Here is a 25,199-nt window from a genome sequence, read left to right on the forward strand (position 1 = left end):
GCCGGCTACCACTCGATCGCCTCGGCGGAAACAGGCGCCTCGTTCACTTCGACGCTCGCAACGCGTCCTTCACGGATGTGGATCACCCGGTCGGCGATGGCGGTGAACGCGGAGTTGTGCGTGATGAGCACCACCGTCTTGCCCGTGTCGAAGCACGTGTCCTGCAACAGCTTCAGGATGGCCTTGCCCGTGCGGTAATCGAGCGCGCCGGTGGGCTCGTCGCACAGCAGGAGCTTAGGGTTCTTCGCCAGCGCACGGGCGATGGCCACGCGCTGCTGCTCGCCGCCGGAAAGCTGCGCCGGGAAGTTGTCCAGGCGATGGCCCAGGCCCACCTGCTTGAGCACGGTTCCCGCATCGAGCGGATCCTTGCAGATCTGGCTGGCAAGCTCCACGTTCTCAAGCGCCGTGAGGTTCTGCACGAGATTGTAGAACTGGAAGACGAACCCGATATCGTAGCGACGGTAGTACGTGAGCTCCTTCTCGGAGAATGCGCTGATCTCGCGACCGTCGAGCATGATGGTTCCCGACGAGCAGGCGTCCATCCCGCCCAACATGTTCAAAAGCGTCGTCTTGCCCGCGCCCGAGGGGCCCACGACCACGACGAGCTCGCCGCGCTCGATGTCGAAGGTCATGCCGTCGACGGCAGCCACCTCCACCTCGCCCATGCGGTACACCTTGCGCACGTCGCGAAACTCCACGAACGCCATGTCGCCCTTCTTCCGTCAGCCCGAATACCGGTTTCCCTCACCATACACGAACCCACATCCCAACGCCAGCGACAACACGCCTGCCCTGCGAACAAATTCCACGGATCCAATCAACGGCTCGCAGCTTGCCGGATGCAATGCGCAGGTTATGGCAAAAGTGCGAGATTTCTTGTTCTTTCAATCCCCCTATGACCTCAAGGCCGCCAGTCATGGTATTTCTTTGCTCGAACGTTATCTTGATGGGCTGCGTCCTGGCAATACGAATCCAAGCCGCTCCCCCTCCCTGCAAGAGCAAAGCGTGATCTCGCTACTCTTTTGAAAGGCTCGTCATGAATGAGACGGTTCTCATAGTCGAAGACGATTCGGATATTATCGAAATCCTGAGCCTCTATCTATGCGGTAGCGACTACCAAGTCGAAACCGCTGCGAACGGAAAGCTGGGACTCGAGCTGCTTGAGCGCAAGTCCCCTTCCGTCATACTCGTGGATTTGATGATGCCCGAAATGAACGGGTTTGACTTCATCAAGGAAGCTCGCTTAGTTTCGAACGCGCCCATCATCATCATTTCGGCGCGCAGTCAGCCCACCGACAAGATGCTCGGCTTGGATCTGGGTGCCGACGGGTACATCACGAAGCCGTTCGACCCGATCGAAGTGCTGGCCTACATTCGCGCGGTTCTCAGACGCTGCAACGCATTGTCCGCAAGCGGCCCAAGCAACATTTCACCAGACGGTTCGGTCGTGCGCATGGGCGCCATAGAATTCGACAAAGAGTCCTTGATCGTTCGGAAGAACAGCAACGTGGTTTCCTTTACGGCCTCGGAATTGAAGATATTCAGCAAACTGTTCTCCTCGCCCGGCCGCGTGTACACGAAGGCGCAATTGTATGAACTGATCAGCGCTTCCTCGCATGGCGGAGGCGAGGACAGCATCATGGTTCACATATCCAACATCCGCTCTAAGATAGAAGACGATCCCAACAATCCGGCGCATATCGTTACGGTTCGTGGATTGGGATATCGTTTTGAGGGCTGATACGACATCGGTGAAGCTGGGGGTGGAGTCGCTGCTTTCCAGCTTGGCGTTTCGGTGCATGTCGATCGTGCTTGTTTATGCGGTCTTGATCATGGGCCTGTTTTCGGCTGTCGGCTACCTCGCGGACTCGCGCCTCAACAGCGCGTTTCCTTCCATCGACGATCTGGAGGAAAACAGGGTCGCGCTGGAAAACGACTCTTTCAACGAATTGAGAAACTCGATACCGCCATCTGCTCAGATGGTGATATTCGATCAGAACGGAAACCGCCTCTATGCCAGCGATGACGATGTCGCCAAATCGATCGACGCCAACGACCTGGAAATCATCAACGGAACCGAAGAAGATCAGGTGTTCTACGAGGTTTTGCAGCGCTTCGATGCCCGCTACGGCACCGTGTATGAAATAAACTTATGCGGAATGAGCGGGATCGGGAGTTCGAAGATAGTCTTGTCCTCATGCGTTTGCAAGCTTGATGGAACGATCGTCGAAGGCGACCTGTTCGCCGGTCGCGAATCGCTGAGCAAGCGGGAGCTTTCCCTGATAAACGGGGAATTCAGCGCAAACAAATCTATCCAGAAGCTCGAATACGTTACCGTCGACAATCAGCCCCGCACCCTTGTTTTTATCTCCTCGAATGTGAGCGAAGCAACATACGATGAGCTGATCAGCCAAAACGGGATGATTTGGCTTTCTTCTATCCCTGTCGCGGTTGCCTTCACGGCAATTGCCGCCGTGGTGCTCGTGAGAATGATACGCAGGGCGGCAAAGCCGCTCGACGCTGCCATTACCGCATGCAAGGAAGGCGGCGAAAGCCCCGACGGCATGCATCGCGTTCCAGCTGAGCTGGTGCCGACATACGATAATTTTCTCGAGCTGATGGAGGAGCTTAAGGCCGCGCAAAACGACAAGCAGCGCATCGTTTCGGATATTTCGCATGATCTGAAAACGCCGTTGACGGTGATAAGGGGGTATGCGCAGGCATTCGAGGACGGATGCGTGCCGCCCGAAAAAGCCGGAGAGTATCTGAGGGCAATGAAGGAAAAAACGGACGAAGCCTCCCAGCTCATCGATTCGCTGTTTCTTTACGCCAAAACGAACCACCCCTCGTACAGCCCTCAGCTTGTGCGGATGGACGTTTGCGAAGCGGTTCGTCGCATTGCGGTGGAAATGCTTCCGACTATCGAACAGCGCGCCTGCCGCCTTGACGCGGCAATCCCCGACGATCCCATTTGGGTGCGCGCCGACGGCTCGTTGCTGGCGCGCGTGCTTGGCAACCTGATCAACAATGCATGCGTGCATAATCCTGGCGGCGTTACCGTTCGATTGACCTGCAAACGCACTGAAAGCGAGGCGGTGATCGCCGTAGCGGATGACGGCGCGGGAATTCCCGAATCCATACGCGACCATGTGTTCGAGCCGTTTGTGACCAGCAATGACGCACGCGAATCGGGCAAGGGCACCGGCTTGGGGCTTTCCATTGCCAAACGTTTCATAGACTTGCAGGGTGGAACGATTGCCGTTTCAGCTCGGCCCGAAGAAGACTTCGAAACCGAGATCGTCGTGACTCTTCCGCTGGCATAGCCCCTTTCGTTAAGAAACCTTAAGGCTGTCTTCAGCCTAAGCAAAGGATGGCTTTTCATAGTGAAAAGCGTATGTCCTTTGCTTGAAGGAGAGCTATGAAGAATCCTCTGATACGCTGCGTCGCGCTGCTTGCGCTGCTGCTTGGCCACATCGGACTGGCGGGATGCGCCGCAACCCAGGAAAAGCATGCTGAAAACGATTCCATCGACAACGAATTGGCGGACGCGAGATACGATGAGCCCGAAGAGCGCGTTTTGGTCTCAGACGATCGGAGCAACGGAAAAGCGTCGAAGGAGATAGCTTGCTGGGGCGACAGCATGACCGAAGGAGCCGGTCGCGATCCAGCCGTGATCGCGACCGGCGACGGCGTCTTCGATGCCAGCTATCTGTCGTATCCTGACGTACTTCAAAAACTGACGGGTATGACCACCTGCAATTTCGGCGTGTCGGGCGCGACATCCGAAGAGATCGGCATTATGCAAGGAGCCATCGAGGCCGATGACGAGGACGAGCGCCTCTTCATCGATGAGGAAGTGACCGAGCTGGCAAAACAGCATACGGGAACGATACTGGTGCTGGAAATGGGAAGCAACGGCGGCTGGGACGGCGATTACGCAACGCTCATAGAGCAGTACCATGCGATCATCGAAAACTCCGGATGCGAGAACTTCATCATCATCGGCGACACTGACGACCCCGGAACTTCGTTCGGCGATCCAAGTCAAGAGGCTTTCGAGCCGGGCGAGACCGGCCGTCAAACCGAGTGGGAGGCCGCGCTGACCGCAGAATTCGGCGACCGCTTTATCAACATGCGCCAGTTTCTCATCGATGACGGGTTGGCGATCGCAGGGCTTACGCCCACCCGAGAAGATGCAGAAGATGCTGCCGTAGGCTGCATATCCCTGCAGCTACGCTCAGACTGGACCCATTTGAATTCTTACGGATACTACGCAAAGGCGCAGGCAGTGTACCAGAGAGGCGTTCAATTGGACTATTGGTAAACCCAAAGAAACCTTTAGAAAGCGTTTAGGAAACGAAAAGGTTGCTCTCTTACTGTGGAACACGAGGCAAATACGTAAGAGAGGTTTCCCATGAAATCCAAGAGCAATGTGCTGGAGTATCTGGCCGAGGCCGCGAAGCGGCGGCCCGGCGATACGGCCGTTGTCGACGAGTTCGGCAGCTATACCTACAAGCAGTTGCAGGACGATAGCGCAGCGTACGGCGCAGCGCTATCCGAATACGACGTGGCAAATCGGGGCGTGGTCATCATGGTGGAAAAATGCTATGACACGCTTGCCATCATGCTGGGCACGCTGTTCGCATCCGGATATTACGTGCCGGTCGATCCATCGGTTCCCCCCGTGCGACTTGCGCACATCGTCGCGACATTGGGAAGCCCGCTCTTGGTGGCCGACGAGGAAGCCCTGCGGGGCCTTCAACTCGAAGACGCGTGCAAGATCGTTTCCTTGGAGGAGCTGCATAGCCAGCGCGCCGGGATACAGCAGCGCGACGCGGTCGAGCCGGCGTCGCTTTCGACCGACCCGGCATACGTCCTGTTCACCTCCGGGTCGACGGGCGCCCCCAAAGGCGTGGCCGTCAGCCACGGGGCCATCATCAGCTTCATCGACGAATTCGTGTCGGAATTCGGATTCGAACGCAGCGACCGGTTCGCAAACCAAGCGCCATTCGACTTCGACGTGTCCGTCAAAGATATTTTCGGAAGCTTGGCGGTGGGAGCGACGCTCGTCATCGTGCCGCGCCGCTTGTTCATGCAGCCGAAAGCCTTGGTTGAGTTTCTGGACGAGCAGCGCGTGACCGTGATGGTTTGGGCGGTCGCGGCTTTGTGCATGGTGAACACATTTCGCGCAATTACAAGCGATTCGCTTACCACGGTTCGAAAAGTGCTGTTCAGCGGCGAGGTAATGCCACTTGCCCACTTGAAATCCCTGCTTGCGTCTTTGCCGGACGCCGAGTTCGTCAACCTGTACGGCCCAACCGAGATCACCTGCAACTGCCTGTACCATCGCGTCGACCGCGCAAAAGACGGCGCCGCCGAGCTTCCCCTGGGAAAAGCATTCGGGCACTGCGAAGTCCTAGCGATCGACGAGGAGGGACGGCGCATCGTCGAGCCGGGCCAGAAAGGCGAGATCATCGTGCGAGGACCCTCGTTGGCGTTGGGATATATCGGCAATCGAGAAGCGACGGAAAAGGCGTTTGCGCCCAATCCCCTCAATTCCCTTTACGGCGAGCGCGTGTACCGCACGGGAGACAGCGCGATGCTGACGGACGAGGGCGATCTGGTCTTTTGCGGTCGCAAAGACAATCAGATCAAGTACCGAGGGCACCGAATCGAACTGGAAGAGATCGACAAGGCGTTCGAAGGGTTCTCCGACGTCGACAGGTGCCGATGCGCCTTCGATTCCAAAAAGAACCGGCTATGCGCGTTCTACGAAGGAACGGCTTGCGAGAAAGAGCTTCCCGGTCGGGCGGCATCATTGCTTCCCGCTTTCATGAGGCCGACGCGCATCGCGAAAGTGCCGAGCATGCCGCTGAACAAGAACGGGAAGGTGGACCGTGCGATGCTCCTGGAATCGCACGGCGAACCGGCGAAGCGCGAGAGGGCTGATCGATGATGATAGACGACGCAACGCTGCAAAACGCGCTGGATGCATGCCCGACGCCTTTGTACCTTTTCGACCAGCAGGTTCTTAACGACCGAATCACCCGGTTACGGGCATCGCTCCCCTCTCGCATCAAGCTCTGCTATGCGATGAAGGCGAACCCCTTCATCGTGCGGGAGGCGTCGGCTCTGGCGGATTGCGTAGAAGCATGCTCGCCGGGCGAGGTGCTCATCTGCGCGAACGCAGGCGTGCCGTTCGAGAAGATCGTGCTTTCGGGCGTGTGGAAGGACCGTCGCTGCTTGGACGATCTGTTCCAAGCGGATCGCATCCCCCATAGATTCACCATCGAGTCTTCCCAACAGTTGAAAGACCTGGTCGAACTCGCTAACGCGTATCGCAGGCGGGTGAACGTTCTTTTCAGGCTGAGCAGCGAAAACCAATTCGGCGTAGACTCCGCCACGCTGAAAGAGCTGATTGCCGGCTGCAAAGACGACCCGTTCATCAGCATCCAGGGTATCCAGTACTACTCGGGCACGCAGAAAACGTCGCTCAAGAAGCTTGATAGAGAGTTGAGCAAGCTGCACCGCATCGTGGCCGAAGTGGAAGCCGCTTGCTCGGTGAAGCTGAACGAGATCGAATACGGCCCCGGGCTTCCCGTCGAGTACTTCGACGAGAACGAGGAACGGGCTCGCAGCGCGCAGGACGAACCCGTTGCCGAGCTTGCAACGCTGCTGGACGGTTTCCCTTTCGAGGGGGACATCGTCCTCGAGCTGGGACGCAGCATCGCAGCGGATTGTGGAGCGTATCTGACCAGCGTCGTCGACGTCAAAACGACGAGCGGGCAAAACTACGCGATCGTCGACGGCGGCATGCATCAGATTTCGTACTACGGGCATTCGATGGCCATGAAGTCCCCGGTTTTCAGGAAGGTCGGCGCAACGGCCGGCGCTGCGCAGCCTTGGAACATCTGCGGAGCGCTTTGCACGGTCAACGACATCCTGGCCAAGCAAGCGCCGATCGTCGATTTGTCCGTGGGAGACGTGCTTGCGTTCTCTCGGGCAGGCGCCTACTGCGCAACGGAGGGTCGGGCGCTGTTTTTAAGCCGGGATCTTCCGTCGGTGGTCGTGCGCGACGTTTCGGGAAATATGCGCATTGCTCGGCATCGGCTGGAAACGGCCTCGTTCAATTCATCGAACGGGCCGCAGGATAGATCGACGGAACAGGACGAAAAGGAGAACGGACTATGAAAAATCAAGTTATCGACATTCTCGAAGACATCAACCCGGGCGTGGATCATGAGGCGCGCGTCGACCTCGTCGATTCGCGCTGCATCGATTCGCTGACGATGATCGCCTTCGTGGCCGAACTCGAAGATGCATTCGACGTCGAGATACCCCCCGTCGAGATCGTGCCCGACAATTTCAACTCGGTTGAGGCCGTATGCTCCCTGATGGCGCGCCTGCAAGCAGAGCAGGCTTAGCCTGCGCGAATCGCTCGAGTAGGGAATCATTTTAATGACGTCGTACTATTCCGCCCTTTTCTTCACGGCCTTTTTGCCGATTACGGTCATGTTGTACGGCATGGCGCCAAGGCGCTTTAGGTGGGCGGTGCTCCTGCTGGCCAGCTACGGCTTCTTCTTCGCGCTCAGCGGCGCGCTTATCGCGTTCGTCGCCCTGTCGACGGCAGTCGTGTACGCGTGCGCCCGCATGATGGGCGCCAACCTTGCAGAGAAGAACCGGCAACTGGCGACAGCCAGCTCGGGCAAACGCGAGATACGCGAGGCCTGCAAGCGGAAGAACCGCCGTATCGTCTTCGCGGCCGTCGTCGCCAATATCGGCATTCTGGCCGTCCTGAAATACTCGGGGTTCTTCGGGCTGTCGCTGGCTTCCACGCTGGCGGCGTTCGGCATTTCGATCGACCTTTCCATCCCCAGCTTCGCATTGCCCATCGGGATATCGTTTTACACGTTGATGGCCGTTTCATACGTTGTGGATGTGTATCGCGAACGCACGAAGGCCGACAAGAACCTTGGGCACGTGGCGCTGTTCCTGGCGTTTTTCCCAGGAATCATGGAAGGACCGCTCAGCAGATACAACGACGTTGCGCCCAGCCTTATCGCGGGCGAACCGCTTAATCGAAAGAACCTGTACGCAGGAACCTTGCGCATTATGTGGGGCATGGCGAAGAAGATCATCGTCGCGGACCGGCTGAACGCGTTCGTGAAGCCGGTGTTCGACAATTACGGTTCGTACGACGGAGGCGTCATAGCCTTAGCTGCGATCCTGTACACCATTCAGCTGTACTGCGATTTCTCAGGAACGATGGACGTCGCCCTGGGCATGGGCCGCGTGTTCAACGTAACGCTGCCCGAAAACTTCAGGCAGCCGTTCTTCTCCCGCACCGCCTCCGAATTCTGGCAACGTTGGCATATCACGCTGGGCCTGTGGTTCAAAGACTACGTGTACTACCCTATCTCGTTGTCCAAGCCATGCAAGATGCTGACGACCAAGGCGCGCAAGCGTTTCGGAAACAGATACGGTCCGCTTCTGGCAAGCTCCGTTGCGCTGTTCTGCGTGTGGATCGGCAACGGCTTGTGGCATGGCGCCGGCAGCCAGTACCTCTTCTTCGGTTTGTACTACTTCGTCCTGATCATGGCGGGCGGCTTGATCGAGCCTCCATGCGCGCGTGCGGCGCAGCACTTCGGCATCGACCGCAATAGCTGGCCTTATCGAACGTTCCAGACCGTCCGGACGCTGGCGATCATCTTCGTCGGCGAGCTGTTCTTTCGCTCCAACTCGCTTGAGGCGGGGCTTGCCATGATGGGACGGATTGCGGGCGATTTCACTATCGAAGCCTTTACGACGGGATCGGCGTTGCAAATCGGATTCGGCGTTGGCGACGGCCTCATCGTAACCTTGTTCATGATGCTGGTTCTCGCAGTAGGCGTAGCGAAGGAGCGGGGCTGCAATTTGTGGGAGTGGGCGACTGCGCAAAGCGCGCTCCTGAGATGGAGCCTCGTGATTCTTCTGTTCGTGGGAACCGTGACGTTCGGAGCTTACGGCCTTGGCTACACGCCGGTCGACCCGATGTACGCGCAGTTTTAGGAGCATGCATGAGAGCAGTGAAACTACGCAGCGCCTTCAAGGTGCTTGCGACCGCGGTTTTCGTGGCGGCTGCAACGCTCGGCCTTCTTTGGGCGGTATCGAGCGTCGTCCAGCCGAAAAACAACCAGAAGGAATTCGGCCAGGTTTCAGAAGCCGCCAACGGGATCTTCGGCGAGCCGGGCCGCTCCCTCGATGCGATATTCATCGGCGACAGCGAGGCGTACAGCTCGTTCTCCCCGTTGCAGATGTGGGAAGAGCATGGCTTCACCTCGTACGTGAGCGCTACGTCGGGTCAGCGATTGACGTACGGGTACCGATTGCTGGAAAAAGCGCTTCGTTCCCAAAAGCCCAAGGTCGTCGTATTCGAAACGAACTCCATCTACTCGCCGATCAAGCCGGATGACGCAGTTCTGAGCCTTTTCCAGAACAAGCTGCCCGTCTTCGAATACCACGATCGATGGAAGAGCCTGGATGCGCAAGACTTCTTAGGGAAGCCTTCGGCCACATGGAGCGACCCGCTGAAGGGGTTCGTCGTCAACCGCGGGGTGAATCCGGCCGACGCCGTCAATCACATGACGCCGAGCAGCGAGGCGCTGCCGGTAGACGTTGCGAACCGCCAGTACATAACCGCCATGGTCGAAGCTTGCAGAGCGAACGGCGCTACTCCCGTGTTCGTCAGCACGCCGAGCACGGTCAATTGGAACACGGCCAAACACAACGGCATGAGCGAGCTGGCCCGGGAACTCGGCGTCGACTATTACGACCTGAACGAGGGGCCCGACAAGGTTCCGATCGACTGGAGCACCGATACGCACGACAAAGGAGACCATCTGAACTTCGACGGAGCAACCAAAGTTTCGGCTTATATGGGAAAGCTCTTATCGGAAAAGTACGGACTTCCCGACCATCGTTCGGACAGCGCCTTTGACCGATGGAACGCATCGCTTGAAAGATACAAGCAGCAGATTGCCTCCTAGGCAAACCATCTTCAAGGAGGCCAGCCCCCTTTGCGCCCCTCGCGAACAGCTCGACCGCGGATCCGCGCATCTTCCCGTCATGCTCCGGCGACGTAAAGGAGCCTCCCGCCTCTCGAACTTTGCTTCCTTGTCCAAGAAACGGGAGGCGGTTCATAGCGATGCCCTCGTATCATATTGCGCGAAGCCCTATCGTGGAGCGCACGTTTTCTCAGAAGGGCACGAGCACGTTCAGCGCGGCGGGCTCCACGGCGATGTCGAACGAGGTGCCCTCGATGAGCTCGCCGTCCATCTGGGCGGGAGGGGCCTCGTCGAACTCGAGGTGCAGCGTACGGCATCGGCGCAGCTCGATCTGCTTGAAACGAACGTGCTTGCCGCCTTTGGCACGCAGGAAGATGTAGAGGGCGCGCGCTGCGCCGACGGGCGGATGGGCGACGCACACGTCCAAGAGGCCGTCGTCGATGCGCGCGTCGGGGCAGATCTTGAACCCACCGCCGTAATAGGGCCCGATCTGCACGGCGAACGTGACGGATTCCGCCTCCACCGTCTCGCCCCCGTCGAACGACACACGGTAGCGCCGCAAGTCGAGATGATGCAGCAGCTGATCGATGCCGCTCTCCATGTACAGCACGGTTCCCGTGCGGCCCGTGCGCACGCGCCGCTCCATCGTGTCGAGCGCGATGGCGGCGTCCAGACCGAACGAGAGCGTCTCCACGAACCAATGGCCGTTCACGCGCCCTACGTCCGCAAGACGCGCCTCGGCCCCCAACAGCTGGGCGCACGCTTCGTCCACTTTGGTCGAAACGCCGAGCGTGCGCGCGTAGTCGTTGCCCGATCCTACGGGTATCACGCCGAGCGCCGGCCGCCGCGCAGCCGGGCGCCTCATGAGCCCGCCCGCCACCTCGTGGATGACGCCGTCGCCGCCCAGCGCGATCACCGTCGAGCAGCCTTCGGCGCGCTCGGCGATCTCGGAGGCGTGCCGCGGCCCCGCCGTGCGAGCGAGCACGACCGCGTCCTCCCCCAGCTGGGCACGCAGCAACCCGACGGCGCGCTGCGCCGCAGCCGCCCCGTTGCCGTTCTGAGCGGCAGGGTTCGCGATGAGCAGGATGGATCCCTCGGATGACAGCATGGGCGCCCTTTCGTCGTTGAAGCGACGAAGCGCGCCGGGCGCTTCGCGACGCGTCTATTATAGGCGAAGGAAACCGGCTGAAAAACCTCCGGCAACGCCTGACGACCGCCCGGAGGCGAACGAGGCCGCTGCGGCTACGATGCGGTCGAAGCAACCGATCCGAAAGGAGCACTTCGATGTCGGAACTCGTAGCATTGGAAACCCAAGCCCCGAAAGCGGGCTATGCCATGGATGACACGCGCGCGAACGTCGATCCCAAGCCGCAGTTGGAAAGCGACCTCTACCGGGCAGCAGGCAAGCTGGACGGCAAGGCGGCCCTCGTCACCGGCGGCGACAGCGGCATCGGCGCGGCCGTGGCCATCGCGTTCGCCAAAGAGGGCGCCGACGTGGCGATCGCCTACTACTCGTCCGACGACGACGCGCAGGCGGTGGCCGAGCGCATCCGCGAACTGGGACGGCGCGCGCTCGTGTTCAAGGGCGACGTAGGCGACGAGGCGTTCTGCCGCGATATGGTCGAGGGGATCGCGGCCGAATGGGGTCGCCTCGACGTGCTCGTGAACAACGCCGGAGAGCAGACACCGGCCGAGAGCATCCTCGACTTGACCCAAGAGCAGCTGGTCCGCACGTTCCAGACCAACATCTTCAGCATGTTCTACCTGGTGAAAGCCGCACTCCCCCACCTGCCCGAGGGAGGCGCCATCGTGAACACCACGTCGGTGACCGCCTATCAGGGCTCGCCGAACCTGCTGGACTACTCGGCCACGAAGGGGGCCATCACCGCGTTCACCCGCTCGCTCTCCGAGAACGAAGACCTCGTGAGCCGCCGCATCCGCGTGAACGGCGTGGCGCCCGGGCCTATCTGGACGCCGCTGAACCCCGCCTCGTACGGGCTCGACAGCGACAAGGTGAAGCACTTCGGCGAGTCGACGCCCATGGGGCGCCCCGGCCAGCCCTACGAGCTGGCGCCCGCCTACGTCTTTCTGGCCAGCGACGATTCCAGCTACGTCTCCGGCCAGGTGATCCACGTGAACGGCGGCACCGTGGTGAACGGGTAGACCTTTTTCAGCGCGGCGGGGCGCGTGGTTCGCGCGGTTCGCCGCGCCTCGAAGGCTTCGCGAAATTCTTACCAGATCCTTTCCCTCGCACGACGTGCTTCTTGCGCGGGTCTTACGTGGCTCGCCTACGATTGAGCGCGTCATACCGTCGATCGAAAGGAAACCATGGATCCCCAACAGCTCGCGTCAGCCTACGACCGCGGCACATTCGGCGTGTCGCGACGCGCGTTCCTCAAGTTGGCCGCCGTCGCCGGCGTGTCAGCCGCCGCAGGGATGCTCGTCTTTCCGGAGCAGCAGGCCGCAGCCGCGTTCACGCAGCCCGCAGCCCCGAACTGGCCGCCTTTGTCCGGCGACAAGATCCGCTTCACCGTGCACAGCGACACCCATGTCGGCGCAAGCCCGAACAACAACTACCGCGACAAGATCCCTGAAGCGTTCTCGGCCATCTACGCCATGGCACCCGACGTGGACGCGCATTTCTTCGTGGGCGACTCGGCCGACACTGGCCACCCGGACCAGTACGTCGAGCTCGCGCAACTGCTGAACGCTAACGCGCGCAAGCCGGTCGGCATCGTCATGGGCAACCACGAGTACTACAACTGGAGCGGCAGCAAGCAGAACGCCCAGGACGCGTTCAAGACGTTCCTCGCCTCGGAGCTGAACGTGCCCGGTTCGTTCCAAATGCCAGGCGGTGCGAACGAAGGCCAGGTGGATGCCGACTTCGCCGTAGGAGGCTACCACGTGCTGGCGGTCGCGCCCGAACCGGGCGGCTACGACAACAGCTGGTACGGAGCGAAGCGCGATTGGATCCTCGAACGCTGCGCGGCCGCGGCGGCGGAGGATCCGGCCAAGCCCATATTCCTGCTCACGCATCACCCTTTCCCGAACACCGTATGGTACTCGGGTTCGAACAGCTGGAACGGCCAGTTCGACGAGAATGCCAACACGGCGCAGTCCGGCGCGTTCTACCAGGAGCTGTGCGAGAAGTATCCGCAGATCATCCACTTCTCCGGCCACACCCACATCCCTATGGCGGACCCGCGCTCCATTTATCAGGACGACGGGTTCACGCTCATCCAAACCGCCACGTTCGCCAATAACTTCTGGATGGAAAACGACGGGCACGACGAAACCGGCAGCGCAGGCGGCCACCCGAACGCCGGCTGGGACGCGAATCAATGCGAACTCGTGGAAATCGACCCGGCGACCAACTCCGTGTCCGTATACCGACTCGACTTCCGCAGCGGATGCGCCCTCGGCGCACCGTGGGTCATCGAGCCGTCGAAGGGAACGACCGCCTTTCGCTACACGCACGCAGGCATGGCCGCGCGCAGCAAGCCGCCCCTCGTGCTGGACGGCGCCGAAGTAGCGGTGATCGAGGAGTCCGTCACGGCGAACGGTGCCTCGTTCAGCGTAAAGGCCGCCCGGGTGGCGCCCGACGCAAGCGGGCTCGAAGACGACATCGTCATTTCGTATCGCGCGGTAGTCGCCTTGGCCGAAGCGCCTGACGCGGCGGTGTACGATGCGCGCTTCATGTCCGACTACTACAAGGCCGAGGTGAACCGCGCCGAGGTGTTCGAGCGTCCGCTGTTCGGCGCGGGGCTTGCCGAGGACACGTCGCACGTGCTGCGCGTGTTCGCCGCGAACCCGTTCGGGAAGGAAACGCTCGTCGGGGAGGCGGCGTTCCGCACGGCGGCCCGGGTAACGCCGGCTCTGGGCAACCCGCTGCTGTCCGTGGACTTCTCCACAGGAAGCCACGCAGATGCCGCGTTGGCGCCGCACAACGCCGTGCCCACCGGCACGCTGACCTACGAGAGCGATTCGTTCGGCGTGCCCGTAGCCGTGTTCGACGGCTCATCTGCCGTAGGATACGATTTCACCGCCGACGATTACGCGGCCATCGCGCAAGCCGAAACGATCGAAGTGCTGTTCCAATTCACGGCGAACCCGACGAGCGGCTACTTCGACTTGTTCTCCAGCGCGCAAGGCGCCGGCCAGGACCTCAGCTACTATGCGCCCCAGCTGCAGCACTACGTCAACACGGGATCGGGCTACCGCTGCACCGAAGCCACTGTGCCGCTGAACGCCTGGACGCACGTGCTAGCCACCTACGACGGCGTCACCATGAGCTACTACCTGAACGGGGAGCTCGTATCGACGCTGGACAATCCGGGATCGATCCCTGCGCCCACCGCTTCGGCGACCCGTTGGTTCGTAGGAGCCGACGTCAATTCGAACGGCGAGATGGAGAAGCCCATGACGGGCAAGGTGGCGTTCGCGAAGCTGACGCCCGGCGTGGCGACGGCAGCGCAGGCAGCCGAACTCTACGTGGCGGCTGCGCCCGTTGCGGCGGCGGTCGCGCCCCCGAGCGCCGACGCCATCGGGACGGCGACCGCAGGCGAGGTCTACGCCATCCCCCCGCTGCCGTTCGCCGACGCGAACGGACGGGAGCTGCAGGGCATCCCGTCGGTCGTCGGTCCCGACGGGTCGGCGGTGGACGTCGTCAGGACGGAGGCCGAGGGGGTCGCCGCCTACCGCTTCACGCCCGTCGTCGAAGGCGCGCACACGGTGACGTACGCCGCCGGCTACGCGCAGCGGCCCGCGTTCGAGCTGGCCGTGGCCGCCGCCGTCGCGAAGCCCGATCCCGACCCGGAACCCGATCCCTCGCCCGACCCGGAGCCGACGCCCGACCCGGAGCCGGAACCCGATCCCGAACCCGAGCCGACGCCCGATCCTGCGCCGGAGCCCTCCCCCGCTCCCGACGCCTTCGCGCCCGAAGTCGTCACGTCTACGCCAACGCCGCAAGCGAAGAAGCTGGCCCGGACGGGCGACCCCGTCGCCATCGGTGGCATCGTCGTCGGCGTCGCCGCCACCGCCGGAGCCGCCATCTGCGTGGCCCGCAGCCTCATCAAAGGCGAACTGACCGGGGAGGAGTAGCCTCCCCCATGGTGCGGCGACAGCGCACGGGCTCGCAGGCACGCAGACATCGCAGGCTCGTGCGTCTCTCGCCGCACCGATCATATGCAGCGCGTTTTGCGATTCGACGCGAGTCCGGCTTGCGCTTCGTCCGGCCCCGCGAGTCGACTCGTCAAACGCGCAGCGTTCCACGAGGTAGGGAGTACACACGAGCCCGCGACGCAGAAAACCGCCCCGCATGGCAGAAACGAAGCGGTTTGGTAATCCCATAGGCTCCGATCCCGCCCGGTCGGAGCCATGGTTCGCCCTTCACAGGTAAAAACGACCCGAAAACGCCTGGTCGGCGAAAACCTGCAAACTTGTTCACATGAATCATGTTTACCAAACCGCCCCGTTTCTGCCACGGGTACCGGCTTTCGTCGTCACGGGCGAGAGAGGGAAACCGCACCGTCCCAGCCGATGCTGGGCACGCAACGCCAGAGAGAATCAGAAAGCGCGTTCCCAGAGGCCGGACTTGCCGCCTTCTTTCTTGAGCAGGCGCACGTCCATGATCTCCATGCCGCGGTCGACGGCCTTGCACATGTCGTAGACGGTGAGGCACGCCACGCTGGCGGCGGTGAGGGCCTCCATCTCGATGCCGGTCTTGCCGGTGACGCCGCAGGTGCAAGTTACATGGATGCCGACGCGGCCGTCCGTGCGCTCGCCTTCCGCCACGGGCGCGCACTCCACCTTCGCCTTCGTGATGTTGAGCGGGTGGCACATGGGAATGAGCGTGCTCGTCTGCTTGGCGGCCATGACACCGGCAACGCGTGCGCACGCCAGCACGTCGCCTTTCGCCGCCTTGCCCTCCACGATAAGCGCGAGCGTCTCGGGATGCATGGCGATGAAGCCCTCGGCCACGGCGACGCGCTCGGTGTCGGCTTTCTGCGACACGTCCACCATGCGCACGTCGCCCTGCTCGTCGATATGGGTCAGCTGTTGCTCGGTCATGGGTATCTCCTTGGTTCGGTATCTCGCAGGTTGAAAGATCGCAGGTTGGCGCAGTGAGTCGGCGAGAAGGGTCGAGGTGCGTCGAATTCGGGGGACCGCAAGGGCGAAGCGTACTTCGGTACGCGAGCCCTTGGGATCGCGCGAAGGCGGCACGCCTCGTCCCTTCGCCCCCTTCGGGGACTTGCTCCTCGGCGCAGCGTCGGCAGGTTCCGCTTGCCGTAGGCAAGCGGAACCTCTTAGCCGCCGATTTGCGACATGCTGCGCTCGGTGCCTACTTTGTCGTGGTGCTCGTCGGGCTTCGCACCCAAAGCCTCGGCGAACACGGCGCGCACCGCCTGGTCGTCTCCGGCGCGCAACGCAGTGCGCACGTCGTACTCGTCGTCCGAGAACAGGCACGGGCGCAGCTTGCCGTCGGCCGTCAGCCGCAGGCGGTTGCATTCGCTGCAGAAGTGACGCGACAGCGGGCTGATGAAGCCCACCGTGCCCTGCGCGTTCGGGAACTCGAAGTAGCGCGCGGGCCCCCACCCGAGCGGGCGGTCGTTGCCGGCCGGCACCAGCTCGTCCATCCCTGCGGCGCGGGCGCGCTCGTTGATGATCTCGAACAGCTCCTCGCTGGGCACGACGTCGTCCTTGCCCCAGCCGCAGCCATGGCTGCCGGAGCTCTCGCCCACGGGCATGTACTCGATGAACCGCACGTGCAGCGGGCGATCGATGGACAGCTTCGCGAACGCGAGGTAGTCCTGGTCGAGGCTGCGCACGGCCACCGCGTTGATCTTCACGGGGTTGAACCCGGCCGCAAGCGCCGCATCGATGCCGTCGAGCGTCTGCTGCAGCTCGCCGCGGCGCGTGATCTGCCTGAACTGCGCGGGATCGAGCGTGTCGAGCGAGATGTTCACGCGCGACAAGCCCGCTTCCTTGAGGTCGGCCGCCATCTTCGGCAACAGCACGCCGTTCGTGGTCATCGACACGTTCTCGATGCCGGGCGTATGCGCGATAGCGCGCACGAGATCCACCACGCCGAGGCGCACGAGAGGCTCGCCGCCCGTCAGGCGGATGCTGCGGATGCCCATGCCCGCCGCCACGCGCACCGCCTCCTCGATCTCCTCGATGCGCAGGATATCCTCGTGCGCGAGCGATTGCACGCCTTCCTCGGGCATGCAGTAGATGCAGCGGAAATTGCAGCGGTCGGTGAGCGATATGCGTAAATAGTCGATGGTACGACCATGGCTGTCTTTCACAGGACGCACTCCCTTCTCGTCTGAGGATACAGTATAGGGCATCCTCGGATCACCGCATGGCGCAATATCGCGAAAGGATCGGCGCGCGCTGAATACACGGGCGAAGCGCGTTAGAGCGTGGGTCACCGAGCCGCTCCTCGCCACCGTTACCTGCGCGCGAGGGCGTCTCTAGCGCGATACCAGGTACACCTTGTTGGGAGGAATGCGGATCCACAGCTCCTCGCCCTCGTGCGGCAGCTCGTCGGCGGGCACGGCCAACTTGTCGACGCGCCAGAACAGGTGCTGGTGCAGATACTTCATCTCGTCGTCCGTGCGCGACACCGTGGGAGCCTCGCTCTCGTCGCGGTCGAGAAAGCCCAGCAGCACCGTGCGCTCGAAGCGCGAGTCGCTGACGCGGTCCACGCGCACGCGGTAGCAGTTCTCGCCGGGGCCGTCGACGCGTTGCAGGAAGAACGCGCGCACGCCGAGCGCCTTCACGTCCTCGGGCACCGCCGCGCTCGTCGCGGCCTCGATGCCCCACTTCGGCAAACGCACGCTACGCTCGTCCACGCGAACAGCCGCCGTGGCGTTCTTGCAGCCCGACAGCTTCACGCCCGCCAGCGACTGCGGACGGTTCACCAGGTCGTCGCCCGTGCCCATCTCGGTGATGCGCCCGGTCTCCACCACCGCGATGCGGTCGCAGAAGCGCAGCGCCTCGTCGATGTCGTGGCTGACGTACAGCACCGTGCCGTGGAACGCGTCGAACAGGCTGACGAGGTTCTGCTCCAGCACGCTCTTCAAGTGCGCGTCGAGCGCCGAGAACGGCTCGTCCAGCATGAGAATGCCCGGACGCGCCGCCAGCATGCGGGCCAGCGCCACGCGCTGCTGCTGGCCGCCCGACAACTGAGCCGGATAGCGCCGGTCGAACCCTTCCAGGCCGAACCGCTTGAGCTCGGCGGCCACCAGCGCGTCGCGATCGGCCTTCGACGCCTCGCGCCCGATGCCCGCGGCCACGTTCTCGGCCACCGTCAGATTCGGGAACAGCATGTAGCTCTGGAACAGCAGCGCCGTCTTGCGCTGCTGCGGCGTGAGGTTGATCTTCCGCTCGGAATCGAAGAACACCCGATCGTTCACCACGATGCGTCCCTCGTCAGGCGTCTCGATGCCGGCGATGCATCGCATGGTAAGGCTCTTCCCGCATCCCGATGCGCCCAAAAACCCCAGCGTCTCGTCCCCTGCCTCGAACGCCACGTCCAACGTGAACGACGAGAACGACTTGCGTATGTTGACTTCGAGACTCATTTCGGCAATTCCTTCCCAAAGACACTCGGCTTGCGCAGCGCGGGATCCTTCGACTCCGCGCTGCGCGCTGCGCTCAGGATGACAAGGGGGTTCGCGCTGCGCGCTGCGCTCAGGATGACAGGGCCCATTACGCTTCCATCCCCCTGCGATAGCTCGTGGTGCGCCTGCTCCACAGATTGATGAACAGGATGACCACGAAGCTGAACGCCATGATGACAACCGTCCAGAAAATGGCCACGTCGGTGTTGCCGTTCATCCACTCGAAGTAGATGGCGATGGGGATGGTACGCGTGATTCCCAGGTAGTTGCCGGCTAGAAACAGCGTCGCACCGAACTCGCCGAGGGCGCGCGCGAACGACAACACGGTGCCCGCCGCGATGGACGACCACGACAGCGGCAGCATCAGCTTGAAGAATATCTTCGCGTTGCTCCAGCCCAACGTGCGGGCCGCGTCCAGCATATTCGGATCGAGGTTCTCGAACGCGCCGCGCGCGCTGCGGTACATCAGCGGGAACGCCACCACCACGGCCGCCAGCACGGTGGCCTGCCAGCTGAATATCAGCGGGAAGCCGATGTCGATGAACCACTGCCCCACCGCGGTGTTCTTGCCGAACGCCAGCAGCAGCAGAAAGCCGCACACCGTGGGCGGCAGTACCATGGGGATGGTGAAGATGGAATCGGCGATATCCTGCGCCCGCGCGGGGATGCGCAGACTGAAGTACGCGGCCAAAAGCCCCAGGACGAAGATGAACACGATAGCCGTGAGCGTCGTCTTCAGCGTCACCCACAACGGACTGTAGTCGATGCCCTTCAAGAACGACGCCAACGCCTCGAAGCCCTCGGGAGCCCCGACCACGCTCACCTGGTCGGCAGACGCGAGCGTGGCGAAGTCGGCATGGGTGAGCCGCACATAGGAGGGATTCGACGCTTGCGTCACGTCGGAGCCGTCTGCACCGACGACGCAGACGTAGAACTCGCCGGGCTTGAGCTCCTGGTCGAACTTGTAGACCACGCCGTCCCGCTCGAACTCAGGCTCTCCGGTGAACGCCCACTCTCCCTCGGCGGACAGCGTCGCGCCGCCCTTCGAATTCTGCGCGTCGAGAGCCACGAGCAACTGCTTGAGGAAACCTCGGCTCTCGGACGATTCGGCGTCGAATCCCACGGCCTGCGCAGTCTCGGACGGCACGTGGACCACGGTGAGCTCGTCGGTGGCGACAACCGCGAGACTACCCGACTCGTCCGAGACGAAATAGCGGTAACCTGCATAGACGCCGTTCACGTCGCTGTTGCTGCCCACCTGGGAACGCGAGAAATCCTCGAGCGCGAAGGGGCTGCCTTCGACCGAAGCCGATTTCCCATCGGCGGCGATGTTCACGGCATCGTCGATCGCCGTGTCCTCCTGCGCCGATTGCGCCGATGTGCCACCCGCTGCCGCATTCGGCGCGTCGAGATCGCCTTCGTCATCGGCGCCAGCAAGGGCGGTGCCGGGGATGAAAGCGATCGCCATTGCCAAAGCGCATGAGACGATCGGCATCGCAGCGCGAGAGAAGACGCCAACGATGCGGTCGATTAGAGTGTTGTCCATAAGATCGTCCTTGTCGCACGGAAAGGATGGGCGTGTACGATCCCATCCTTTCCTTGTCACTATACCGTATGTGCGCCTAGTCTAGGAAACCAGCTCGAAGCCCCACTCCTGCCAAAGCTTCTTGGCATCGGCGTTGGTGGTAGCCCACTCGATGAACTCGTTTGCAGCCTCGGCCTGCGTGGAGTCCTTGCAGATGGCAGCCGGGTAGATGATGTTCTTGTGCGTGTCGTCCGGGACGACGCCGATAACCTTCACGCCGCCGAAGCGGTACACGTCGGAGCTGTACACGAACGCCACGTCCACGGCTCCGGACTGCGCCTGCTTGCACACGTTGCCCACGGAACTCTGCAAGTTCACCTTGCCCTCGAGCGGCGTTCCATCGTAGGAGCCGTCGGTGCCGGCGCTGTCCTTGCCGGTCTTGCCGTCGGCGTCGATGAAGCAACCGACGGTGGAAAGCGCCTGATTGGTGTAGTTGCCGGCCGGCACAGAGGCATCGCCCACAGCCACTGTGTAATCGCCGGTGGCAAGGTCGTCCAGCGTGAAGCTCTGATCAGCGTACTTGGCGGCAAGCTCGGAATCCTCACCGGCAACCATCACGAGGTCGTTCTTGAACATGTCGAAGCGAGTCGCCTCGTCGACATAGCCCTTCTCCACGGCATCGTCCATCTTGCCCTTGGAGGCGGAGATCAGCACGTCGGCGTACGCGCCGCCGGCAAGCTGCTCGTTCAGCTCGCCCGAAGACAGATACTGCGTGTCCTTGAACGTCACCCAGGTATGATCCTGCGTGTACAGCTCCTGTACAGCGTCCATGGCCTTCGACAGCGAGTTCGCGGCGAACAGCTGCAGCTCCACGGCCTCATGGCTCTCCGACTTGGCCTGCTCTTCGGCGGGCTTCTGCGTCTCGCCGGCTTGTTGCTCGGTATTCGACGAGCAGCCGATCAGGGCGAACGCCCCTACCATGGCAAACGCGCACACGGACGCGAGCATGATGCGAATGTGCTTCTTCATTGAGTACCTTCCCTCGTTCTCTCGATCTTCGACGTTCGAACCCATGACGAGACGCACAGCCCCCTCGTATCCGAACTGCACCCATACTATTCTTTTCAACGATTATAGTCAAACTCGAATATATCTCGGCAAGCATGTTTTCGGATAGAAATAACCTTTTATCCGAACAGAACGTTAGCGAGCCACCAAATCCACCACGCGGGTGGCGATGCGCTCGGTGAGCGCGTGCGAATGGGACACGAACACGAGGCCGATGCCGCGAGCCTGCGTTTCCGCCACGAGAAAACGCCAGATCTGCGCCTGAGTGACAGCGTCCAGCATGGTGGACACCTCGTCAGCCACAAGGTAGCGCGGGTTCGCCGCCAGCGCGCGGGCGATGCAGAAGCGCTGCAGCTCGCCGCCCGACAGCTCGTGCGGGAAACGCGCGAGCCACCGTTTCTGGATGCCCAGGTCGTCCAGCAAGCGCTGAGGCACCTCTCCTGCTTCGGCCAGCGTCTGGCTCATGCGCATGCGCGGGTCGACGGCGGTTTCGGGATGCTGCAGGATCAGCTGCACGGGACACATGCCGCGCTTCGGCAGCGGGGCGCCGTCCACGAGGATCTCGCCTTTCTGCGGACGATCGTATCCGGCCAGCATACGGCACAGCGTGGTCTTGCCGAAGCCGGACGGCGCGCTGATGGCGACGCGCTCGTCAGGGCCGACGGCCAAGTCGAAGTCGCGGTACAGCGGCGTGCGCGCGCCGGGGTACGCATAGGTTACGCCGCGCGCCTCAAGCATGGGAGCCCCCTTCCGTCGACCCGCCCGGCGCCTCGAAGCCGTGCTCGGGAAGCGCATGCCACAACTCGCGGCTGAACGGGTGCTGCAGCAGGTCGGGAGACGCGAAGTTCGCAACCGCCGTCTCCTCCACCACCGTGCCGTCGCGGAACACCGCCACGCGATCGGCCACGCGCAGGGCCAGCTCGATGTCGTGCGTGATGAGCATCACGCCGCCGCCCGCGTCGGCGAAAGCGCGGAAGTCGTCGAGCGCGCGCACGGCCAGATCCAGGTCGAGGCCGGGCGTGGGCTCGTCGGCCACGATGACGCGCGGGTCGTCCATGAGCGCGCAGCACAAAAGAACGCGGCGCGCCATGCCGCCCGACAGCTCGTGCGGATACTTCCCCGCCGTGTCCTCGGGCAGTCCGTAGCGCTCGAACAGTTGCGCGCGCCGACGACGACGCTCGGCGCGCGACTCGTGCGCGTGCGCGAAGCCCTCCACCTGGCGGCCCACCTTCATGAGCGGGTCGAGGTTGTTCACGCTCTGCGGCACCAGCGAGATGCCGTGGCCGCGCAGCGCGGAAAGCGACGCCGCATCCTGCTGCGCGCCGTCGAACCAGACGCGGCCGCGCACCGTGGCGTTCGGCTCGAACAGCCCCAACACGGCATCGGCCAAAAGCGTCTTGCCGGAACCCGACGCGCCTACCACGGCCACGATCTCGCCTGCATGCACGGAGATGCTTAAAGAATGGATGACCTCGACCTCGCGCTGCTTCGCGCGAAAGAAGGGGGCGTCCTCGTCGTACATGCGGAACCCCACGCTGAGGTCCTCCACCTGCAGCAGGTGGTGGCCGTGCTCGTGGCGGGAAACGGGCGCGTGCGTATGATGGTGGTGCACCTGCGCGTCTTTGTGCGAAAGAGCCTCGTGCGGCACGACGTCGGGCGCGAGGCCGTCGATCGGATCCTCGGACGCTATCGCGCAGTCGCGGCCGGCGCCTTCCGCACCGAACAGCTGGTCGGTCAGGCGCTCCAGCTCGGCAGCGGCCTCGTACAGCGCCCGCTCGCGAGCGGCCAGATGCTCCGGCAGCGGGTTCCTGCCGTCCGTTTCAAGCGGGTTCTTGCGGTTCGCTTCGTCCATGACGGCCTCCTATTCCTGCGCGCTGTGCGGGTCGACGAGCTTGCGCAGGCTGGATCCCGCCAGGTCGAACAGCAGCACGGTCGCGATGAGCGCGAGACCCGGGAACACGGCGAGCCACCACATGCCGGCCGACAGGTACGCCATCGACTCGCTGAGGATCACGCCGATGGCGGGTTGCTCGGGCGGCAGACCGAAGCCGAGGAACGTCACGGCGGCCTCGTGCAGGATGGCGTGCGGGAACAGCAGAATCAACCCCACGATGAACTGGGGCAGCACGTAAGGAACCATGTGCTTCGCCGCGATGCGCAGAGGAGTCTGCCCCAGCCGCCGCGCCGCAGCCACGAACGTCGACTGCTTGCACTGCAGGATCTCGGCGCGCACGACGCGCGCGAGGCTGGGCCAGTGCGTCACGGCCACGCCGATGGTGACGCCCCAGAAGCCCTTCCCCAACGCGAACGAGATGAGGATGAGCAGCACGATATGGGGGATGCCCAGCATGAGGTCGATGAGCCAGGTGACCGCGGCATCGGCCTTCTTCCCGCCCAGCGCCGCCACCGCGCCCATGACCAGCGCGATGATGGACGACACGCCCGCGGCCAGAAGACCCACCAGCACGCTGGTGGACAGCCCCGCCAGCGTGCGCAGCAGCATGTCGCGCCCCATCCAGTCGGTGCCGAAAGGATGGGCGAAGCTGGGAGCGAGGTTCTTCATCGAGAAGTCGGTTGCCGTAGCCGCATCCGCGACGACGAGCCCCGCGACCACCACAGCCGCCAGCGCCGCCAAAGCACCCAAAAACGCCGCCAGCGTCAACCTCCTATTCCCCACCCGAGCCGCGCGAGGAGCATGCAGAAGGGGCGGCGCGGCATCCTTGGAGCCGTTGGGCTCGGCAGTTCCCACCAAGCGAGTTTCCCCTTCGGGGACTTGCTGCGCTTCGCTCCGCGGCGCCGCACCCATCGAGCCGAAACGCCCTGTGGGCGTTTCGTGCGAGCCAGGACTGCCGAGCGACTGGGAACTGCCGAACCCGACGGCGGACTCGCAGGTTAAGCAGGTTTCAACGCGCTCGTCAGCCATGAGCAGCCCCCTTGCGCATGCGGGGATCCACCACGCCGTACAGCGTGCTGGCTATCAGGTTGCCGGTGAACACGAAGGCGGCGGAGAATAGCGCGATGCCCACCAACAGCGCCGCGTCGCCGCCGAGGCCGGCCGTGACGGCCGCCTGCCCCAGACCCGGATACGAGAATACCTGCTCCACCAGCACCGATCCGCCGAATATCTCGGATATGGACGCGAATTGCAACGTGAGCGCGGGCAGCGCGAGGTTGCGCAGGCCGTGGTGGCGCAGGGCGCCCCAGGTGCTCAACCCGCGCGCACGGGCGAACCGCACGTAATCGCTTTCCAGCACGTCGATAGTCTTCTCGCGCGTGTGCAGCGCGATGTTCGCCACGCCGATCACCGACAGCGTGAGCGCTGGCAGCGCCAGATGATGCAGCGCGTCGGCAAAGGTCACATCGGCCGCCGACACCCCGATGGGCACCGAGAAGCCGAACGGGAACCACCCCAGCTGCACCGAGAACACGATGAGAAACAGCAGCCCCAGCCAGAACGTGGGCACCGAAGCCAACAGGAAGCAGTACCCCTTCACGATGCGGTCGATCAGACGGCCGCGGTTCGCGCCCGCGAGGATGCCCAACGCGAAGCCCAGCACGCCGCTGACCGCCCAAGCCGTGGCCATGAGCGCCAGCGAGTTCACCGCCCGCGTGGCGATGACGTCGATCACCGGCGCATTGAAGCGCAGCGATGTCCCCAGATCGCCGTGCAGAAGGTCGACGAACCAGTTGGCGTAGCGCTCCCACAAAGGCGTGTTCACACCCCAATATTCGGCCAGTTGCGCCCGCTTCGCCTCGCTCATGTTGATATAGGCCGTCTGCCCCACGTTCGCCTGCACCGGATCGATAGGAGAAACGCTGACCAGCACAAACGTAACCAAACTCACCGCAAGCATGAGCAGCAGAAATTTCAAGATATTCCGAACAACAAATCGCGGCATGCGCCTACTATACCCTCACTAGTAAAAAAACCTCACA

22 protein-coding genes are annotated in these 25,199 nt (G+C 62.7%); 11 read left to right on the top strand and 11 right to left on the bottom strand.

Annotated elements, in window-relative coordinates; genetic code table 11:
- Nucleotides 1-5: 5 nt before the first annotated feature.
- Nucleotides 6-707 carry an ABC transporter ATP-binding protein gene (locus HMPREF1023_RS10855; protein WP_009306363.1) on the bottom strand — a complete coding sequence of 234 codons (702 nt, stop codon included), beginning with the start codon at nucleotides 705-707 and terminating at the stop codon, nucleotides 6-8.
- On the opposite strand from HMPREF1023_RS10855, the gene HMPREF1023_RS15495 reads away from it, so the two are divergent.
- The 9 genes from HMPREF1023_RS15495 to HMPREF1023_RS10895 all read left to right on the top strand — a co-directional run bounded on the left by HMPREF1023_RS15495 (nucleotide 706) and on the right by HMPREF1023_RS10895 (nucleotide 10,025).
- Nucleotides 706-1,026 carry an Ldh family oxidoreductase gene (locus HMPREF1023_RS15495; RefSeq protein WP_139019509.1) on the top strand — a complete coding sequence of 107 codons (321 nt, stop codon included), beginning with the start codon at nucleotides 706-708 and terminating at the stop codon, nucleotides 1,024-1,026. The two genes, HMPREF1023_RS10855 and HMPREF1023_RS15495, sit on opposite strands and share 2 nt — an antisense overlap.
- A gap of 10 nt (nucleotides 1,027-1,036) precedes the next feature.
- Entirely contained in the window at nucleotides 1,037-1,741 is a 705-nt protein-coding gene (locus HMPREF1023_RS10860; RefSeq protein ID WP_009306364.1) for a response regulator transcription factor, read from the top strand.
- Nucleotides 1,713-3,323 (top strand): sensor histidine kinase KdpD, encoded by a 1,611-nt coding sequence (locus HMPREF1023_RS10865; RefSeq protein WP_009306365.1) that lies wholly within the window; start codon nucleotides 1,713-1,715, stop codon nucleotides 3,321-3,323. Before HMPREF1023_RS10860 ends, HMPREF1023_RS10865 begins: the two co-directional genes overlap by 29 nt.
- 95 nt (nucleotides 3,324-3,418) lie before the next feature.
- A complete protein-coding gene (locus tag HMPREF1023_RS10870) occupies nucleotides 3,419-4,324 on the top strand; it encodes a GDSL-type esterase/lipase family protein (RefSeq protein ID WP_009306366.1) in 906 nt (301 codons plus the stop codon).
- Nucleotides 4,325-4,414: 90 nt separating this feature from the next.
- Nucleotides 4,415-5,956: an amino acid adenylation domain-containing protein gene (locus tag HMPREF1023_RS10875; RefSeq protein ID WP_009306367.1), complete on the top strand. Its 1,542-nt coding sequence runs from the start codon at nucleotides 4,415-4,417 to the stop codon at nucleotides 5,954-5,956.
- Complete coding sequence (locus HMPREF1023_RS10880; RefSeq protein WP_009306368.1) at nucleotides 5,953-7,191, top strand: alanine racemase; 1,239 nt, start codon at nucleotides 5,953-5,955, stop codon at nucleotides 7,189-7,191. Before HMPREF1023_RS10875 ends, HMPREF1023_RS10880 begins: the two co-directional genes overlap by 4 nt.
- Nucleotides 7,188-7,424, top strand: coding sequence for an acyl carrier protein (locus HMPREF1023_RS10885; protein WP_009306369.1), 237 nt, complete (start codon nucleotides 7,188-7,190; stop codon nucleotides 7,422-7,424). Before HMPREF1023_RS10880 ends, HMPREF1023_RS10885 begins: the two co-directional genes overlap by 4 nt.
- A gap of 34 nt (nucleotides 7,425-7,458) precedes the next feature.
- Nucleotides 7,459-9,048 (top strand): MBOAT family protein, encoded by a 1,590-nt coding sequence (locus HMPREF1023_RS10890; protein ID WP_009306370.1) that lies wholly within the window; start codon nucleotides 7,459-7,461, stop codon nucleotides 9,046-9,048.
- Nucleotides 9,049-9,056: 8 nt separating this feature from the next.
- On the top strand, nucleotides 9,057-10,025 hold the full coding sequence (locus HMPREF1023_RS10895) for a DUF362 domain-containing protein (RefSeq protein WP_009306371.1): 969 nt from the start codon (nucleotides 9,057-9,059) through the stop codon (nucleotides 10,023-10,025).
- Between the two features lie 208 nt (nucleotides 10,026-10,233).
- Here the strand turns inward: HMPREF1023_RS10895 and HMPREF1023_RS10900 are convergent, their stop codons facing one another.
- The gene (locus tag HMPREF1023_RS10900) at nucleotides 10,234-11,151 is read right to left on the bottom strand and encodes a diacylglycerol kinase family protein (protein ID WP_009306372.1); all 918 of its coding nucleotides are present in this window, start codon (nucleotides 11,149-11,151) and stop codon (nucleotides 10,234-10,236) included.
- Between the two features lie 176 nt (nucleotides 11,152-11,327).
- Here HMPREF1023_RS10900 and HMPREF1023_RS10905 point away from each other — a divergent pair, with 176 nt between their 5' ends.
- On the top strand, nucleotides 11,328-12,206 hold the full coding sequence (locus HMPREF1023_RS10905) for a glucose 1-dehydrogenase (protein WP_009306373.1): 879 nt from the start codon (nucleotides 11,328-11,330) through the stop codon (nucleotides 12,204-12,206).
- A 165-nt stretch (nucleotides 12,207-12,371) separates the two neighbouring features.
- Entirely contained in the window at nucleotides 12,372-15,143 is a 2,772-nt protein-coding gene (locus tag HMPREF1023_RS10910; protein WP_009306374.1) for a metallophosphoesterase, read from the top strand.
- 465 nt (nucleotides 15,144-15,608) lie between these two features.
- On the opposite strand, the gene moaC is transcribed toward HMPREF1023_RS10910, so the two are convergent.
- The 9 genes from moaC to HMPREF1023_RS10955 form a co-directional block, all read right to left on the bottom strand.
- Nucleotides 15,609-16,112, bottom strand: a complete 504-nt coding sequence (moaC, locus tag HMPREF1023_RS10915) for a cyclic pyranopterin monophosphate synthase MoaC (protein ID WP_009306375.1) — start codon at nucleotides 16,110-16,112, stop codon at nucleotides 15,609-15,611.
- A gap of 236 nt (nucleotides 16,113-16,348) precedes the next feature.
- The gene (gene moaA, locus HMPREF1023_RS10920; protein ID WP_009306376.1) at nucleotides 16,349-17,350 is read right to left on the bottom strand and encodes a GTP 3',8-cyclase MoaA; all 1,002 of its coding nucleotides are present in this window, start codon (nucleotides 17,348-17,350) and stop codon (nucleotides 16,349-16,351) included.
- 168 nt (nucleotides 17,351-17,518) lie between these two features.
- Nucleotides 17,519-18,631: a sulfate/molybdate ABC transporter ATP-binding protein gene (locus HMPREF1023_RS10925; RefSeq protein ID WP_009306377.1), complete on the bottom strand. Its 1,113-nt coding sequence runs from the start codon at nucleotides 18,629-18,631 to the stop codon at nucleotides 17,519-17,521.
- A 127-nt stretch (nucleotides 18,632-18,758) separates the two neighbouring features.
- Complete coding sequence (gene modB / locus HMPREF1023_RS10930; protein WP_009306378.1) at nucleotides 18,759-20,216, bottom strand: molybdate ABC transporter permease subunit; 1,458 nt, start codon at nucleotides 20,214-20,216, stop codon at nucleotides 18,759-18,761.
- An 81-nt stretch (nucleotides 20,217-20,297) separates the two neighbouring features.
- On the bottom strand, nucleotides 20,298-21,224 hold the full coding sequence (locus HMPREF1023_RS10935) for an extracellular solute-binding protein (RefSeq protein ID WP_009306379.1): 927 nt from the start codon (nucleotides 21,222-21,224) through the stop codon (nucleotides 20,298-20,300).
- Nucleotides 21,225-21,398: 174 nt separating this feature from the next.
- Nucleotides 21,399-22,001, bottom strand: a complete 603-nt coding sequence (locus HMPREF1023_RS10940) for an ABC transporter ATP-binding protein (protein WP_009306380.1) — start codon at nucleotides 21,999-22,001, stop codon at nucleotides 21,399-21,401.
- Nucleotides 21,994-23,115, bottom strand: a complete 1,122-nt coding sequence (locus HMPREF1023_RS10945) for an ATP-binding cassette domain-containing protein (RefSeq protein WP_009306381.1) — start codon at nucleotides 23,113-23,115, stop codon at nucleotides 21,994-21,996. The genes HMPREF1023_RS10940 and HMPREF1023_RS10945 overlap by 8 nt, the downstream gene beginning before the upstream one ends.
- 9 nt (nucleotides 23,116-23,124) lie before the next feature.
- A complete protein-coding gene (locus tag HMPREF1023_RS10950) occupies nucleotides 23,125-24,012 on the bottom strand; it encodes an ABC transporter permease (RefSeq protein WP_226844453.1) in 888 nt (295 codons plus the stop codon).
- A 166-nt stretch (nucleotides 24,013-24,178) separates the two neighbouring features.
- Nucleotides 24,179-25,162 (bottom strand): ABC transporter permease, encoded by a 984-nt coding sequence (locus tag HMPREF1023_RS10955; RefSeq protein ID WP_009306383.1) that lies wholly within the window; start codon nucleotides 25,160-25,162, stop codon nucleotides 24,179-24,181.
- Nucleotides 25,163-25,199: the final 37 nt, after the last annotated feature.

The sequence above is a fragment of the Eggerthella sp. 1_3_56FAA genome, from assembly GCF_000185625.1.
GTDB lineage: Bacteria > Actinomycetota > Coriobacteriia > Coriobacteriales > Eggerthellaceae > Eggerthella > Eggerthella lenta.

Bases quoted from the DNA above. Each gene is read 5' to 3' on its own strand.
- HMPREF1023_RS15495 (WP_139019509.1), top strand. From the start codon at position 706: ATGTCGCCCTTCTTCCGTCAGCCCGAATACCGGTTTCCCTCACCATAC.
- HMPREF1023_RS10855 (WP_009306363.1), bottom strand. From the start codon at position 707: ATGGCGTTCGTGGAGTTTCGCGACGTGCGCAAGGTGTACCGCATGGGC.
- HMPREF1023_RS10860 (WP_009306364.1), top strand. From the start codon at position 1,037: ATGAATGAGACGGTTCTCATAGTCGAAGACGATTCGGATATTATCGAA.
- HMPREF1023_RS10870 (WP_009306366.1), top strand. From the start codon at position 3,419: ATGAAGAATCCTCTGATACGCTGCGTCGCGCTGCTTGCGCTGCTGCTT.
- HMPREF1023_RS10875 (WP_009306367.1), top strand. From the start codon at position 4,415: ATGAAATCCAAGAGCAATGTGCTGGAGTATCTGGCCGAGGCCGCGAAG.
- HMPREF1023_RS10880 (WP_009306368.1), top strand. From the start codon at position 5,953: ATGATGATAGACGACGCAACGCTGCAAAACGCGCTGGATGCATGCCCG.
- HMPREF1023_RS10885 (WP_009306369.1), top strand. From the start codon at position 7,188: ATGAAAAATCAAGTTATCGACATTCTCGAAGACATCAACCCGGGCGTG.
- HMPREF1023_RS10890 (WP_009306370.1), top strand. From the start codon at position 7,459: ATGACGTCGTACTATTCCGCCCTTTTCTTCACGGCCTTTTTGCCGATT.
- HMPREF1023_RS10895 (WP_009306371.1), top strand. From the start codon at position 9,057: ATGAGAGCAGTGAAACTACGCAGCGCCTTCAAGGTGCTTGCGACCGCG.
- HMPREF1023_RS10900 (WP_009306372.1), bottom strand. From the start codon at position 11,151: ATGCTGTCATCCGAGGGATCCATCCTGCTCATCGCGAACCCTGCCGCT.
- HMPREF1023_RS10905 (WP_009306373.1), top strand. From the start codon at position 11,328: ATGTCGGAACTCGTAGCATTGGAAACCCAAGCCCCGAAAGCGGGCTAT.
- HMPREF1023_RS10910 (WP_009306374.1), top strand. From the start codon at position 12,372: ATGGATCCCCAACAGCTCGCGTCAGCCTACGACCGCGGCACATTCGGC.
- moaC (WP_009306375.1), bottom strand. From the start codon at position 16,112: ATGACCGAGCAACAGCTGACCCATATCGACGAGCAGGGCGACGTGCGC.
- HMPREF1023_RS10925 (WP_009306377.1), bottom strand. From the start codon at position 18,631: ATGAGTCTCGAAGTCAACATACGCAAGTCGTTCTCGTCGTTCACGTTG.
- modB (WP_009306378.1), bottom strand. From the start codon at position 20,216: ATGGACAACACTCTAATCGACCGCATCGTTGGCGTCTTCTCTCGCGCT.
- HMPREF1023_RS10935 (WP_009306379.1), bottom strand. From the start codon at position 21,224: ATGAAGAAGCACATTCGCATCATGCTCGCGTCCGTGTGCGCGTTTGCC.
- HMPREF1023_RS10940 (WP_009306380.1), bottom strand. From the start codon at position 22,001: ATGCTTGAGGCGCGCGGCGTAACCTATGCGTACCCCGGCGCGCGCACG.
- HMPREF1023_RS10945 (WP_009306381.1), bottom strand. From the start codon at position 23,115: ATGGACGAAGCGAACCGCAAGAACCCGCTTGAAACGGACGGCAGGAAC.
- HMPREF1023_RS10955 (WP_009306383.1), bottom strand. From the start codon at position 25,162: ATGCCGCGATTTGTTGTTCGGAATATCTTGAAATTTCTGCTGCTCATG.